Origin of the sequence: Acidovorax sp. LjRoot194 (assembly GCF_964253015.1) — a bacterium.
Taxonomy (GTDB): domain Bacteria; phylum Pseudomonadota; class Gammaproteobacteria; order Burkholderiales; family Burkholderiaceae_C; genus Acidovorax.
In genome coordinates, this window is the sequence record NZ_CAXUQB020000001.1 from 5,169,223 (window position 1) to 5,182,835 (window position 13,613).

Here is a 13,613-nt window from a genome sequence, read left to right on the forward strand (position 1 = left end):
GGCCCCAAAGGCCGACCGAACCTGTAGCAGCAACGCCGCCAGAGCGCCGGTCGCGCCCCCGGCGTTCCCGTCGTCCGAACCTCCTCCACCCCTCTTACACCCCTCTTCCATTTTTCATCACCCTTCGACACCAGGACTTTGAGCACCATGCACCAGCGCCCTTTCAAGCAAGTCGACGTCTTCACCAACCAGCCCTACCGCGGCAACCCCCTGGCCGTGGTGCTCGATGGCACCGGCCTGACCACCGAGGCCATGCAGGAGTTCACCAACTGGACCAACCTGTCGGAAGCCACCTTTTTGCTGCCGCCCACGCCCGAGGGCCGCGCGGCCGGCGCGGACTACCGCGTGCGCATCTTCTGCCCCGGGCGTGAGCTGCCGTTTGCCGGCCACCCCACGCTGGGCAGTTGCCACACCTGGCTGCAGGCCGGCGGCCAGCCGCAGGTGGCGGGCACCGTGGTGCAGGAATGCGGCGTGGGCCTGGTCACGCTGCGGCAGGACGGCGAGCGCCTGGCGTTCGCAGCGCCGCCCCTCATCAAGAGCGGCCCGCTGCCTGAAGACGATGTGGCCCTGATCGCACGCGGCCTGGGCGTGGCGCGCAGCTACATCCTGCACCACGCCTGGTGCGACAACGGCCCCAACTGGCGCGGCGTGATGCTGCGCAGCAGCGAGCAGGTGCTGGCGCTCAAGCCGGATGCGAGCATCCTGGGCAAGCTCGATGTGGGCGTGGTCGGACCACGCGGAAAAGTCGGCGTCATCGGCAGCACGGACGCGGACGGCATTGCGTTTGAAGTGCGCGCCTTCTTCCCCGGCAACAACGGCCTGGCCGAAGACCCGGTGACGGGCAGCCTCAACGCCGCGCTGGCCCAGTGGCTCATCGGCGCGGGCCTGGCCCCCGCCCAGTACGTGGCCAGCCAGGGCACGTGCCTGGCCCGCGCGGGGCGCGTGTTCGTGGAGCAGGACGGCGACACCATCTGGGTCGGCGGCAGCTCGGTCACCTGCGTGTCGGGCGAGGTGCTGCTGTGACGGCCGCCGCAGGCACCGCGGCCAGTGCTGCACGTCCGCCCTGCGTGGACCACCTTGTCGTGCTGGCCGCGGACCTGGCGTCGGGCGTGGCCTGGTGCGAACGCACGCTGGGCATCACCCCCACGGCGGGCGGCGAGCACCCGCTGATGGGCACGCACAACCGCATCTTGAATGTCTCCAGCCCGGCGCACCCGCGCGCCTACCTGGAAGTCATTGCTATCAATAAAGGAGCTACTAGCGCAATACCATCAAGCGGTAGGCGGTGGTTTGACATGGATGATGCGGCCCTGCAGCAGCAGGTGGCCGAACACGGGCCGCAACTCATCCACTGGGTGGCCGCGGTGCCTGACGTCGAGGACCGGTGCGCCGCCCTGGCCGCGCAGGACCTGGACCGCGGCGAGATCATCGCCGCCAGCCGCCCCACCGCACAGGGCCTGCTGCAGTGGCAGATCACCGTGCGCGAAGACGGCCTGCGCCTGATGGACGGCTGCCTGCCCACGCTCATCCAGTGGGGCCCCGTGCACCCGTGCGACAGCCTGCCCGCCAGCGGCGTGCAGTTGCAATCGCTGGCGCTGCAGCACCCGCAGGCGGCCACGCTGCAGGCGGCGTGCGAGGCGATCGGCGTGGCAGCGCAGGTAGCGATCGCCGCAGGTGGCGCCCCCCGCCTCACGGCGCAACTGACCACGCCACGCGGACCGGTCGCCGTATCGTCATTCACACCGGAGTAACCACGATGCTTTTTTCTGCACAGGAACTGCTGATCTTTGCGCTGGCCGCCCTGGTTCTGGTGCTCACGCCCGGCCCCAACATGGTCTATTGCGTCTCGCGCAGCCTCACGCAGGGGCCGCGTGCGGGGCTGGTCTCGCTGGGCGGTGTGGTGCTGGGTTTTCTGGTGCACTTGCTGGCGGCGGCACTGGGCCTGACCGCGCTGCTGGCCGCCGTGCCGCTGGCCTTCGACGCCATCCGCTACGCCGGCGCCGCCTACCTGCTCTGGATGGCCTGGCAGGCCGTCAAGCCCGGCGGCGCCGCGCCCTTCGAGGCCCGCAACCTGCCGCACGACGGCCCCCGCACGCTGTTCCTCATGGGCTTCATGACCAACCTCTTGAACCCCAAGGTCGCCATGTTCTACCTGTCGTTCTTCCCGCAGTTTTTGCACCCAGAGCGCGGCCAACTGCTGCTGCAGAGCCTGACGCTCGGCAGCGTACAGATCGCCACCAGCGCGGTCGTCAACGCACTGCTCATCCTGTGCGCCGCGCGCGTGGCGCTGTTCCTTAACCGCAACGCCGCCTGGATGCGGGCGCAGCGCTATGTCATGGGCACCGTCCTCGGCCTGCTCGCACTCCGACTCCTCACCGAAAAGAAAGCCGCCGCATGAACGCCCGCCTCGACCCCGCCACCGCGCTGCTGCCCACCCTGGCCGACATCGAAGCCGCCGCACAGGTGGTGTACCGCGACTTCCCGCCCACGCCGCAGTACCGCTGGGGCCTGTTGAGTGAACGCCTGGGCACCGACTGCTGGCTCAAGCACGAGAACCATACACCCGTCGGCGCCTTCAAGATCCGCGGCGGCCTCACCTACTTCGACCAGCTCGCAAAGCGCGGCGCCATGCCCCGCGAAGTGATCAGCGCCACGCGCGGCAACCACGGCCAGAGCATGGGCTGGGCCGCGCGCAGCCATGGCGTGGCTTGCACCATCGTCGTGCCACAGGGCAACTCGGTCGAGAAGAACGCCGCCATGCGCGCCCTCGGCGTCACGCTCATCGAGCACGGCGCGGATTTTCAGGAAGCGCGCGAATTCGCGATCCAGCTGGCCGCCGAGCGCGGCGCACACATGGTGCCCAGCTTCCACCCCGACCTGCTGCGCGGCGTGAGCACCTACTGGTGGGAATTCCTGCGCGCCGTGCCGCAGATGGACGTGGCCTACGTGCCCATCGGCCAGGGCTCGGGTGCCTGCTCGGCCATTGCCGCCAAGCTGGCGCTGGGCCACGGCGTGCGCGTGGTGGGCGTGGTCAGCAGCCACGCCACCACCTACGCCGACTCGCTGGCCGCCGGCCGCGTCGTCGAGGCGCCCGTGACCACCCACCTGGCCGACGGCATGGCCTGCCGCGTGGCCGACGCCGAGGCCTTGTCCATCATCGCCCCGCACATCGACCACATCGTGCAGGTCAGCGACGACGAGGTGGCCGCAGCCATGCGCGCGATCTTTACGGACACGCACAACGTGGCCGAAGGGGCGGGTGCTGCTGCGCTGGCGGCGGCGCTGCAGGAGCGCGGTGCATTGAAGGGGAAGGTCGTGGGGCTGGCGTTGACGGGGGGCAATGTGGATGCGCCCATGTTCAGCGGCGTGCTGAGCGGTTGATGCTCTGCGCGAATAAAAAAAAAGGGGCTTGGAAGCCCCTTTGTTCCTTTTAAGCGCCGGATGAACGGCTGCGGAGCCTACCGATCATTTGGCGGGAGGACTGCATTTCCCGCCCTCGGCCATTTCCAGCTTGGCGACGTCTGCCTTGCCTTGCGCCTCAGGCACCTGCTCCAGGTCTGCACCGGCCACGAACACGCCCATCTTGATGAACTGCCGAATGAAGTAGTTCTTGCCCGATTCAAACGCGATCTCCAACTTGTTCGGGGAGAATTCAGAAGCAGTTTCTACCGTGTGGTTCTTGCCACCATCCACCTGGGTGTAGAAAAAAACATCGGGGGCGCTGGTGCCCACACAAGCGCCATCAATGCGAAGGTCTTTTGTCACGGCCTTGCCCAACACACTGTTGCGATAGAGATAAACACCCGCTTTGCCTTCAGGTGGTTGCTGAAACTCCTTGGCCTTGGCGGACTGCTCTTTGGAAGCCATGTTGACCGACGCGCAACCGGTCATCAGCACGGAAAGTGCCAGCGCGAGATAAATTGTTTTCTTCATGATTTTTGAGTGACGAATAAGCAAAGCCGCTGGCCGAACGTCAGTATGTTCAGCCTCCCTCTGACTCTGCGCTATAAATTTTAGCCAGCGCCAACACGCTCCACAGACACACTGTTGCACCGCCGCCATCAATGCTGCACGGCAGCAAGAAACTCACAATTCGATAGCACCAGTCGCCCCAGTGACAAGCGGCCACGATGTTTGTTTCCACAATCCGCCGCATGGGAACCCTCTACCTCGTGCGCCATGGCCAGGCCTCGTTTGGCGCCGATGACTACGACCAGCTGAGCCCGCGCGGCCGCGAGCAGGCCGTGCGCCTGGGCGAGTACTGGCGGGCGCGCGGCCTGCGGTTTGACGCGGTCATCACCGGCACGCTGCGCCGCCACACGCAGACACTGGAGGGCATTGCCGAAGGCCTGCAGATCGCGCCCGAGGCGCTGCAGCTGCCGGCCCTCAACGAATACGACAGCCATGCGCTGATCGCCGCCATCCACCCCCAGCCCCTGGGCCCTGCCGATACGCCCGAGAAGTACCACCAGCACTTTCGCATCCTGTGCGACGCGTTGGCGCAATGGATGGCCGGCGTCATCAGCCCGCAGGGCATGCCCAGCTGGAACGATTTCTCGGCCGGCATCCGCGCCACGCTGGACCACGTGCGCCACCACCATGCGGGCCAGAACGTGCTGATGGTGAGCAGCGGCGGGCCCATTTCTGCTGCGGTGGGCGAGGTGCTGGGCACAGCGCCCGAGGTCACCATTGCGCTCAACATGCGCATCCGCAACAGCGCAGTGACGGAGTTCTCGATCGCGCCCAAGCGGCTGATGATGCAGACGTTCAACACCCTGCCGCATTTGAATGAAGGCCCGCACCTAGACTGGATCACGCACGCCTGAGCATTGCGCGGACTTGCAATAAATTTCTGTAAAACAATAATTTTTTACTGTTTAATAGCAACTCTCAAACAACGGGAGTTGCCATGCGCCGTCGCGAAGTCCTGGGCCGTGCCCTGGCGGTGTCTTCTTTTCCGCTGGCGGGCTTGAATGGCTGCGGCGGATCGCTGGGCCTGGGCGCAGAGGCGGAGGTGGTGCCGCCGCCCGGCCCCGGCCCCGTCACCGTGCCCCTGGAGCGCCGGCAAACCCATGTGTCGCTGGCCGTGCGCGTCAACGGGCAGCCCCTGCGGTTCTTGCTGGACACGGGCGCGGACCACAATGTACTCACGCCCCACACAGCACAGCTGCTGGGCTTGCCCCTGTCCACCGAGCGGGTGCCCAGCTCGGGCGCCGAAGCCTCCGACGAGACCGTTCCCTGGACGGTGGTAGATGACCTTGCCGTGGGAGACGCGCTGCACCTCAAGCGCGAGATCGCGTTCGTCGTGCCCATGCCGGTCGAGTTCGACTACGACGGCATCCTGGGCGCCACGTTCTGGCGCGCCTTCGCGGTGCGCCTGGACTACGGCGGAGCTCAGGCCACGCTGGCAGCACCCGGCCGTCTCGCCCCATCGCCCGCGGCCGCGGGGCTCCCGCTGCGGGTGCTGCCGGGCGGCAAGATGCTGGTGCAGGCCACCGCAGCCGGGCATGCAGGCTTGTTCTCGGTCGACACAGGCGATGCCGGGGCCGTGACGCTGTTCCGCCCGGTGGTGGAGCGGCTGTGCCTGCGCGCCGCGCTGCAGCCCTCGGTGCGCATGCTCACCGGCGTGAGCGTGGGCGGCACCACCTGGGCGGATGTGGCGCGCCTTCCCACGTTCGACATCGGGCCCTGGCAACTGTCGCGCGTGCCGGTGCACCTGTCTTTGGCCACGGGCGGGCTGTTCGGCAGCGATGCCTGGATGGGCAACCTGGGTGGAGAGCTGTGGCGGGGCTTCGCCGTCACCATCGATGCGGCGGGCGGTGCGCTGTATCTGGAGCCGCAGGCCGCACTGGCCGAACCCTTTGCCGGACCCCGCAGCGGCCTGGTGGCGCGGTGGACGGGCGAGCGGTTCGATGTGCTGGACGTGGTGGGCGGCAGCCCGGCCGACGAAGCGGGCGTGCGCCGGGGCGAATCACTGCTGGCCGTGCAGGGGCGTGAACTTGCAGCCACCGATGCGATCTGGCTGCGCACCCAACTGGCGGGCGAGCCGGGCACGTCCGTTGCGCTGCGCCTGCGCGGTGCCAGCGCGCAGGAGCGGGTGGTGACGATGGTGCTGCGGGAGTTGGTGTAGCCGCCGGTGCGGCCTTTCATGCTCCCGGCGGGCGGCACCCCGGTGCGAGAATCTCGCCCCATGCTCACAGCGACCTGCCACGACAACCTCCTCCAACATATCGCGGAGAGGCGACCCGCATGACCTGGGCAGACATTGCTTTTCGGTTCGGACCTGCAGAATATGCGGCCACCTTGACCCTGCTGCTGATGGGGGTCTGCCTGGCTGCGCCACAGCCACTGCCCCGCTCCAGCGGTATGGCAGTGGTGGGCCTGTTGCTCGGGACTCAAGGACAAGACCCAGCCGGTGATCTGCGCGATATGACGGGTCTTGCACTGCTGCACGAAGACCCGTCCGTGGTTGTGGCCTGCCTGGGAATTTTCGCACTGCTCGTTCCCCACATCGCGCAACACCTCATCCCCAGACCGGACGCCCCACCGCCGCCACCGCATTCCAAAGCGCCCCCCCGAAGCACAAGGCTCTGGAGCACGGTGTATCTTTGCCTGGGCTTTTGGCCTGCTTCAGGCGCTTTCATTGCCACCGCGGGATGGCTGCAGCGCCCGGCCTGGACGGGCCCTTTCGCGACAGCGTGGTGTGCAGGGCTGCTGGCATGGTATGGGTTGACGCCCGACCTGCTGTGGCCCTGTGTAGCGCTGGCGGCCTTGGGCATGCTTTTCTTGCAACTCGACTGCCCCGTCGTGCCCCTGCTGGTCGGCCTGTCTGCATCTGCCATGCTGGAAGAAAACCTGAGGCGAGCGTTGCTGCTGAGCCGGGGTGAATGGTTGCCACTGGTGCTGGACCGGCCCATCGTGGCCAGCATGTTCGCTGTGGGTATGCTGGGGGTGACAGTACGTCTGCTTTTGCTGAGGCGCGGAAAAAGACCTCGCCCAGCGCAAGAGACTTGGGAACCAGCACAAGGTTGAAGCTGACAGGCGCTACAGGCGCAAGGCCCAAAGACCCATAAAGCGTTTGGGCTGCAACGACATCGGGCGACACGTGCAGCTCATGTCGCGCGTGCTCAGCGAGGCGGAGCCCGGACAACCCCAGCTTTTGGTGACCCATTCCATGCCCCGTTAGGTACCTTGGCGCAAACAGGGTCAGAAAAAAGAAAATCGCTCATGAATCTCAACCAGATCACGTTGCCTGTCGCGGACCTCGACGACGCTGTCGCGTTCTATCGCAACATGGGTTTCCTGCTGATCGTTCACGCGCCACCCCGGTACGCCCGCTTCGAGTGCCCGGAGGGCGACGCTACGTTCTCGCTGCACGCAGACCATGGGGGCCCACGTGAGACGGGCGTTGTCGTGTACTTTGAATGCGCGGACCTCGACGTGAGGGTGGCGGCTTTGCAAGCCGCGGGATTCCAGTTCACACAGCTACCCAAAGACGAGCCTTGGCTTTGGCGCGAAGCACGCTTGGCGGACCCGTCCGGCAATGTGATCTGCCTGTTCCGGGCCGGTGACAACCGCAAGAACCCGCCCTGGCGCTTGGCGTAGCGCGGCATTTGCAGCTCTCTACCAACTGCCTCACACACCCAGCAGACAGAACGCCACCGGTGTCTGTGCAGCGGCCGTCCCACCGCCACGTTAGGGCGCGCCCGCCTCGTTCACCAGCGTTGACAGGGGAAGCGCATGCACCTCTTGCAGCAGCGCCACGAGCTGCTGCGCCGCAGCGGCCACCACAGCCTGGCCCTTGGCGGCAGAGGCCCCGGCAGCATTGCCGACCGCGCCGGCGGGGTGGTAGTCCTGCATCTGCCAGCCCAGCTTGGCGCTCTTGCCGTTGCCCAGAATGGCGTACTGCTCCGACCGGTCCTGCGAGGTGGAGCGGAAGTCGCGCGCGTGCTCCATGTGCACGGTGCCAGGCGCCAGGTGCAACATCATTGACGTCTCGATCTCGCCGGCGTGGATGCCGAAGCGGTGCTCCTGCGCGCTGAACTGCCCGGCCACCGCATCGGGCAGCGGCAGGCTGAACCAGCTGGCGCTGTAGACGATAAGGTCGCAGCGGGTGCGCAGCTCGCGCGCCACGATGTCCATCACGCTGACCTGGCCGCCGTGGCCGTTGAAGAGCAGCAGCTTACGGATGCCCGCGCGCGCCACGCATTCGCCGATCTCGGTCCACAGCGCGATCACCGTGGCGGGCGACAGCGTGAGCGTGCCGGGAAAGCGGATGTGCTCCGGGCTCAGGCCCACATTCTGCGGGGGCAAAAACAGCACCGGCAGGTCAGCGGGCAGCTGCGGCAGCGCGGCGTCGATCACGCCCTGCAGAAGCGTGGCATCCACCGACAGCGGCAGGTGCGGCCCGTGCTGCTCGATGGCGGCCACGGGCAGCACCGCCACGGTGTGCGCGGCCTGGCCGGAAACTTTCAACTGCGCGAAGTCGCGTGTCGAGAGGTCGGCCCAGAAACGCGAGGGCAGCGGAGGCAGTGGGGCGGTGTTGGGAACGGCAGTCATGCCCGCCATGGTAGCCGTGCAGGGACATGGCGGTGCCGCGGCGCTACCATGGAACCCATGACCCACGACCTCTTCCGACAAGACGCCTACCTGCGTGAATGCAGCGCCCACATCACCGCCATCACCGACGCCGGCATCGTGCTGGACCAAACGGTGTTCTACCCCCTGGGCGGTGGCCAGGCGGGAGACAGCGGCGTGCTGGCGCTTGCCGACGGCACCGAGATCGCCATCGCCGACACCCGCAAGGGCAAGGACGCCGATGGCAAGCCCACCAGCGACATCGTGCATGTGCCGGCGCCGGGACAAGACGACCGCCTGGCGCAGCTGGCCGCCGGCACTGCGGTCATGGCCCGTATCGACTGGGAGCGCCGCCACCGCATGATGCGGCTGCACACCACGTCGCACCTGCTGTGCCATGTGGTGCCGCAGCTGGTCAACGGCTGCTCCATCACTCCCGACTATGCGCGGCTGGACTTTGCGATGACCGACCCGCTCGACAAGGACCAGCTGACCGCCGCCATCGCCACGCTGGTGACTGCTGCGCACCCGCTGACCGTGGCCTCGATCAGCGACGAGGAGCTGGACGCGAACCCCACGCTGGTCAAGAGCATGAGCGTGCAGCCCCCGCGCGGCACGGGGCGCATCCGCACCATCCGCATCGGGGGTGACGGGGGTGACGGCGGCACACCGCTGATCGACCTGCAGCCCTGCGGCGGCACGCACGTGGCCAACACCGCGGAGATCGGGGCCATCGTGGTGACCAAGATCGAAAAGAAGAGCGCCACCACCCGCAGGGTGGTGCTGGGGTTTGCCCAGTGAGGCCACGCCAAAAGCACGCCCGGTGAAGCTGCTTCGGATGCCCAGCACCCGTTGACCCCGCTGCGCGGTGCAGGGGGCTTCGACGCGCGAGAAGGCCCAACGTCAACAATCTTGAACCGGGCCCGCGCCTTCGTTGCAATGGCTTACCCAGGCTTTCGCACAACAGGGACAATAGCGACCCACGCGCGCGGCCGTATTGCCTGTTGTCTGTCTTAGCTTCCAGGCCTCTGCCTGGGCCGCGGAGCCCCATGAATCTGCTGCCATGCCGCCTGCCCTGCGCCCCGTCTCTCTCGCTTCCATCCGCCAGCACCGCTGGTTCCGCCCTGCGGCCTGCACGCTGGCGGGGCTGATCGGCGTGTGGGCGGTGGCCTGGCTGGCCGTTCCGCCGCTGCTCAAGGGCCCGCTGGAGCGTGCGGCTACCGCGCAGTTGGGCCGTGCCGTGACGGTGGGCGCCATCGATTTCAAGCCGTGGACGCTGGAGCTGGCCCTGCGCGACGTCGCGGTGGCAGGCGCTGCGGGCGCACCGCCGCAGCTCACCATCGGCCGCATCTACGCGGATGGCGAAATGCAGTCGCTGCTGCGCTTGGCACCGGTGGTGGACGCGTTCACCATCGAGAACCCGGTGCTGCGCGTCACGCACCTGGGCGACGGCCGCTACGACGTGGACGACATCATCGCCAAGGCCACAGCCCCCAGCGACAAGCCAGCCACCGGGCCTGCACGCCTGGCGCTGTACAACCTGGCGCTGACGGGCGGCAGCGTCGACTTCACGGACCAGGGCGTGGGCAAGACCCACGAGGTGCGCGACCTGGCGCTGAAGGTGCCGTTCATCAGCACGCTGCCCACCCAGCAGCAGGTCAAGGTCGAACCCCACTTGTCTTTTGCGATCAACGGCAGCCGCTTCGACTCGTCCGCCGAGGGCACGCCGTTTGCGCAGACGGGCCGGGGTGACGCGAGCATCCGCCTGGACGGCCTGCGGTTGGCCCCCTACCTGAGCTACCTGCCCGCCAGCCTGCCGGTCAAGGTGCAGGACGCCACGCTGGACGTGGATGTGAGGGTGGCTTTCGAGCAGGCGCCGCGCATGTCGGTGAAGCTGACCGGCACGGTGCAGGCGCGCGATGTGCGCCTGACCGACCGCCAGGGCGGCGACCTGCTGTCGTACGAGCGCCTGAAGGTCGACATGGCCGACGTGCGCCCGTTGGAGCAGGTGGTGCACCTGAGCCAGGTGGAGCTGACCGCGCCCGTGATCACCGCGGTGCGCGATGCATCGGGCCAGATCAATCTGGCGCAATTGGCCCCGAGCCCTGCAGCGACACCCACGACAACGACAATACCCAACCCGGCAACCGCAGCCTCGGCCACCGCGGCAGCCGAACCCTCTGCCGCCCCAGCCTCGGCAGCCGAGACCACCGCCAGCGCTTCTGCCGCCCCGTCCAGCGCTGCGCCGCCAGCGAGCGCAGGCATGGCGGCGTCCAAGCCCCGCGCTGGCGCCAGCCAGGCAGGCAACAAGCCCCCCGCGGCACCCGCCTGGGCCGTGCGCGTGGACCGCGCCGCGGTGCGCGGCGGCACCGTGCGGTGGTCGGACCAAGGCACCCGGCCCGCCGCCACGCTGCAGGCCACGGACTTCACGCTCGACATGGCGGACCTGTCGCTCCCGCTCGTCAAGCCCTTCAGCTTCAAGGGCGGGCTCAAGCTGCAGGACGGCGGCTTGCAGTTCACCGGCGAGGCCACCGACCAGAAGGCGCAGGTGAACGCGTCGGCGCAGGCGCTGTCGCTGCAACTGGCCGCGCCTTACCTGGCGCAGGTGCTGGAGCCCACCGTGGCAGGCCTGATCACCGGCGACCTGGGCGTGGCGTGGGAGGCGCCCGGCGCCAAGGCGGCGCAGGCCGGTGCCACGGGCGTGACGCTGACCGCCGGCCCGCTGGCGCTGGAGCAACTGGCCGTGAAGCAGGGCCGCACCACGGTGGCGGGCCTGACCAAGCTGGCGGTCGAAGGCGTGCAGGTGCCGCTGGATGCGCGCACGGCCACGCTGGCCAGGCTGACCCTGTCCCAACCCCTGGCGGCGGTGGAGCGCGGCACGGACGGGCGGTGGATGTTCGAGCGCTGGACGAAGGCCGCCAGCCCCGCGCCGACACCGGCCGTCGACAGCAGTGGCAGTAGCAGTAGCAGTGGCAGCACCAGCACGAGTACCGCCACCACGAACGCCACCAGCGCCAGCACCTCCACCCCTGCGCCCTGGAAGCTGCGCGTGGCCGACCTCGCGGTGGAAGGCGGCACCGTCACGTTCGCCGACAACGCCCAGGCCCGCCCTGTGGCGCTGGACCTGTCGGCACTGAACATCACCGCCAAGAACCTGGCCAGCGACGGCAGCAAGCCCGAGGCGTTCCAACTGTCCGCACGCGCTGCCGCACCCCGCAAAGGCAACGGCAAACCCGAGGCCGGCAAGATCGACTACCAGGGCACGCTGGCCCTGCAGCCGCTGGCAGCACAGGGCAAGCTCGACCTGGCGCGGGTGCCGCTGCATGCGCTGGATGGCTACCTGGCCAGCCAGCTGTCGGTGGAGCTGCTGCGGGCCGATGTGGGCTTCAAGGGCCAGGTTGCACTGGCACTGGGCGACAAGGGCCCCAGCCTGCGCCTGGCGGGCGATGCCGCCATCGATGAGCTCACGGCCAACAGCACCGCCGCCTCCACGCCCAAGACCGAAGCCCAGGTGGGCGAGGAACTGCTGGCCTGGAAGAGCCTGAACCTGCGCGGCCTGTCCGTGGCCACCGCGCCCGGCACCGCGCCGCGCGTGGAGGTCAAGGAGACCAGCCTGGTGGATTTCTTCGCGCGCATCACGGTGAACGAGGCGGGCCGCATCAACCTGACCGACATCGCCAAGACGCCCGCCGAGGCGCAGGCAGCCAACGCGGCCAGTGCAGCGAATGCGGCCACCGCCGCAGCCTCGGCCAGCGGGCCCGCCGCCGCGTCGGCAGCCGCTGCCAGCACACCCGCCAGCGCTGCCGTCGCCAAGGCCGACCCGCTGGCACCGGTGGTGCAGTTCGGGCCGGTGAGCCTGGTCAACGGCAAGGTGCTGTTCTCGGACTTTTTCATCAAGCCCAACTACTCGGCGGATCTGTCGGAGCTGACCGGCAAGCTGAGCGCCTTCTCATCCGAGACGCCCGGCGGCGAGCCCGTGCTGGCGGACCTCGAACTGCGCGGCCGGGCGGAAGGCTCGGCGTCGCTGGAGATCACCGGCAAGCTCAACCCGCTGGCCAAGCCGCTGGCGCTCGACATCGTGGGCAAGGTGCGCGACCTGGAGCTGCCGCCGCTCACGCCCTACGCCGTGAAGTACGCCGGCCACGGCATCGAGCGCGGCAAGCTCAGCATGGACGTGAACTACAAGGTGCTGCCCAGCGGCCAGCTCACCGCCAGCAACCGGCTGGTGCTCAACCAGCTGACCTTTGGCGAGCCCGTGCAGGGCGCCCCCAACAGCCTGCCGGTGAAGCTGGCCGTGGCCCTGCTGGCCGACCGCGACGGCGTGATCGACCTGGACCTGCCCATCAGCGGCTCTCTGAACGACCCGCAGTTCCGCCTGGGGCCGGTCATCGGCCGGGTCATCGTCAACCTGATCGGCAAGGCGCTGACTGCTCCGTTCAGCCTGCTGGCCAACGCCTTTGGCGGCGGCAGCGAGATGAGCCATGTGGCCTTTGCGCCCGGCAGCGCGGCGCTCTCGGCGGATGCGAAGCAGAACCTGGACAAGGTGGTGAAGGCCCTGGCCGACCGGCCTGCGCTCAAGATCACCGTGACCGGCATGGCCAGCCTGAAGGACGAGCGCGAAGGCCTGCAGCGCGAGCGCCTGCAGCAGCAGGTGCTGGCCGAAAAGCGCCGCGCCAACCCTGCCGACAGCAGCCCGGTGTCGGCCGCCGAATATCCCGCCCTGCTCAAGGAGGTGTACCGCCGCGCCGACATGGCCAAGCCGCGCAACCTGGTCGGCCTGGCCAAGGAGCTCACGGTGCCCGAGATGGAAGCCCTGCTGCTGGCCAACCAGAGCGCCACCGACGCCATGGCCGCCGACCTGGCCCACGACCGCGGCCAGGCGATTCGCAGCTATCTGGTGGCGCAGAAGCTGCCGGCGGAGCGGCTCTTCGTGGCGGCGCCCAAGTCGGGCAACCAGCCCGACAAGTGGACGCCGCGGGCGGATCTGAGCCTCGAGGCTCGGTAGCCCCCTGAGCCGCTGCGCGGCTTCCCCCCAA

At 68.3% G+C, this 13,613-nt stretch carries 12 protein-coding genes; 10 read left to right on the forward strand and 2 right to left on the reverse strand.

What is annotated here, in order from left to right:
• Positions 1 to 147 precede the first annotated feature (147 nt).
• The 4 genes from ACSQ3N_RS23370 to ACSQ3N_RS23385 are packed head-to-tail and all read left to right on the forward strand — an operon-like array spanning position 148 to position 3,381.
• Positions 148 to 1,023 carry a PhzF family phenazine biosynthesis protein gene (locus ACSQ3N_RS23370; protein WP_436147589.1) on the forward strand — a complete coding sequence of 292 codons (876 nt, stop codon included), beginning with the start codon at positions 148 to 150 and terminating at the stop codon, positions 1,021 to 1,023.
• Entirely contained in the window at positions 1,020 to 1,751 is a 732-nt protein-coding gene (locus ACSQ3N_RS23375; protein ID WP_436147590.1) for a VOC family protein, read from the forward strand. The genes ACSQ3N_RS23370 and ACSQ3N_RS23375 overlap by 4 nt, the downstream gene beginning before the upstream one ends.
• A gap of 5 nt (positions 1,752 to 1,756) precedes the next feature.
• Positions 1,757 to 2,398 carry a LysE family translocator gene (locus ACSQ3N_RS23380; RefSeq protein WP_056172781.1) on the forward strand — a complete coding sequence of 214 codons (642 nt, stop codon included), beginning with the start codon at positions 1,757 to 1,759 and terminating at the stop codon, positions 2,396 to 2,398.
• Positions 2,395 to 3,381 carry a threonine dehydratase gene (locus tag ACSQ3N_RS23385; protein WP_056172778.1) on the forward strand — a complete coding sequence of 329 codons (987 nt, stop codon included), beginning with the start codon at positions 2,395 to 2,397 and terminating at the stop codon, positions 3,379 to 3,381. Before ACSQ3N_RS23380 ends, ACSQ3N_RS23385 begins: the two co-directional genes overlap by 4 nt.
• An 84-nt stretch (positions 3,382 to 3,465) precedes the next feature.
• On the opposite strand, the gene ACSQ3N_RS23390 is transcribed toward ACSQ3N_RS23385, so the two are convergent.
• Positions 3,466 to 3,933, reverse strand: a complete 468-nt coding sequence (locus tag ACSQ3N_RS23390) for a DUF2846 domain-containing protein (protein ID WP_056172775.1) — start codon at positions 3,931 to 3,933, stop codon at positions 3,466 to 3,468.
• Positions 3,934 to 4,154: 221 nt separating this feature from the next.
• On the opposite strand from ACSQ3N_RS23390, the gene ACSQ3N_RS23395 reads away from it, so the two are divergent.
• The 4 genes from ACSQ3N_RS23395 (at position 4,155) to ACSQ3N_RS23410 (ending at position 7,605) form a co-directional block, all read left to right on the forward strand.
• Complete coding sequence (locus ACSQ3N_RS23395) at positions 4,155 to 4,826, forward strand: histidine phosphatase family protein (protein WP_056172772.1); 672 nt, start codon at positions 4,155 to 4,157, stop codon at positions 4,824 to 4,826.
• Between the two features lie 83 nt (positions 4,827 to 4,909).
• Complete coding sequence (locus tag ACSQ3N_RS23400) at positions 4,910 to 6,130, forward strand: aspartyl protease family protein (protein ID WP_436147591.1); 1,221 nt, start codon at positions 4,910 to 4,912, stop codon at positions 6,128 to 6,130.
• Positions 6,131 to 6,249: 119 nt separating this feature from the next.
• Positions 6,250 to 7,032, forward strand: a complete 783-nt coding sequence (locus ACSQ3N_RS23405; protein WP_156372204.1) for a tripartite tricarboxylate transporter permease — start codon at positions 6,250 to 6,252, stop codon at positions 7,030 to 7,032.
• Positions 7,033 to 7,227: 195 nt separating this feature from the next.
• Positions 7,228 to 7,605, forward strand: a complete 378-nt coding sequence (locus tag ACSQ3N_RS23410) for a VOC family protein (RefSeq protein ID WP_056172762.1) — start codon at positions 7,228 to 7,230, stop codon at positions 7,603 to 7,605.
• 90 nt (positions 7,606 to 7,695) lie between these two features.
• On the opposite strand, the gene ACSQ3N_RS23415 is transcribed toward ACSQ3N_RS23410, so the two are convergent.
• Positions 7,696 to 8,559, reverse strand: a complete 864-nt coding sequence (locus ACSQ3N_RS23415) for a creatininase family protein (protein ID WP_056173043.1) — start codon at positions 8,557 to 8,559, stop codon at positions 7,696 to 7,698.
• Between the two features lie 57 nt (positions 8,560 to 8,616).
• On the opposite strand from ACSQ3N_RS23415, the gene ACSQ3N_RS23420 reads away from it, so the two are divergent.
• Together ACSQ3N_RS23420 and ACSQ3N_RS23425 are read left to right on the forward strand one after the other, a co-directional pair.
• The gene (locus tag ACSQ3N_RS23420) at positions 8,617 to 9,378 is read left to right on the forward strand and encodes an alanyl-tRNA editing protein (RefSeq protein WP_436147592.1); all 762 of its coding nucleotides are present in this window, start codon (positions 8,617 to 8,619) and stop codon (positions 9,376 to 9,378) included.
• A gap of 262 nt (positions 9,379 to 9,640) precedes the next feature.
• Complete coding sequence (locus ACSQ3N_RS23425; protein WP_436147593.1) at positions 9,641 to 13,582, forward strand: DUF748 domain-containing protein; 3,942 nt, start codon at positions 9,641 to 9,643, stop codon at positions 13,580 to 13,582.
• Positions 13,583 to 13,613: the final 31 nt, after the last annotated feature.

Coding starts and splice junctions, on each gene's coding strand:
- ACSQ3N_RS23395 (WP_056172772.1), top strand. CDS start 4,155: ATGGGAACCCTCTACCTCGTGCGCCATGGCCAGGCCTCGTTTGGCGCC.
- ACSQ3N_RS23385 (WP_056172778.1), top strand. CDS start 2,395: ATGAACGCCCGCCTCGACCCCGCCACCGCGCTGCTGCCCACCCTGGCC.
- ACSQ3N_RS23420 (WP_436147592.1), top strand. CDS start 8,617: ATGACCCACGACCTCTTCCGACAAGACGCCTACCTGCGTGAATGCAGC.
- ACSQ3N_RS23405 (WP_156372204.1), top strand. CDS start 6,250: ATGACCTGGGCAGACATTGCTTTTCGGTTCGGACCTGCAGAATATGCG.
- ACSQ3N_RS23415 (WP_056173043.1), bottom strand. CDS start 8,559: ATGACTGCCGTTCCCAACACCGCCCCACTGCCTCCGCTGCCCTCGCGT.
- ACSQ3N_RS23390 (WP_056172775.1), bottom strand. CDS start 3,933: ATGAAGAAAACAATTTATCTCGCGCTGGCACTTTCCGTGCTGATGACC.
- ACSQ3N_RS23400 (WP_436147591.1), top strand. CDS start 4,910: ATGCGCCGTCGCGAAGTCCTGGGCCGTGCCCTGGCGGTGTCTTCTTTT.
- ACSQ3N_RS23410 (WP_056172762.1), top strand. CDS start 7,228: ATGAATCTCAACCAGATCACGTTGCCTGTCGCGGACCTCGACGACGCT.
- ACSQ3N_RS23425 (WP_436147593.1), top strand. CDS start 9,641: ATGCCGCCTGCCCTGCGCCCCGTCTCTCTCGCTTCCATCCGCCAGCAC.
- ACSQ3N_RS23380 (WP_056172781.1), top strand. CDS start 1,757: ATGCTTTTTTCTGCACAGGAACTGCTGATCTTTGCGCTGGCCGCCCTG.
- ACSQ3N_RS23370 (WP_436147589.1), top strand. CDS start 148: ATGCACCAGCGCCCTTTCAAGCAAGTCGACGTCTTCACCAACCAGCCC.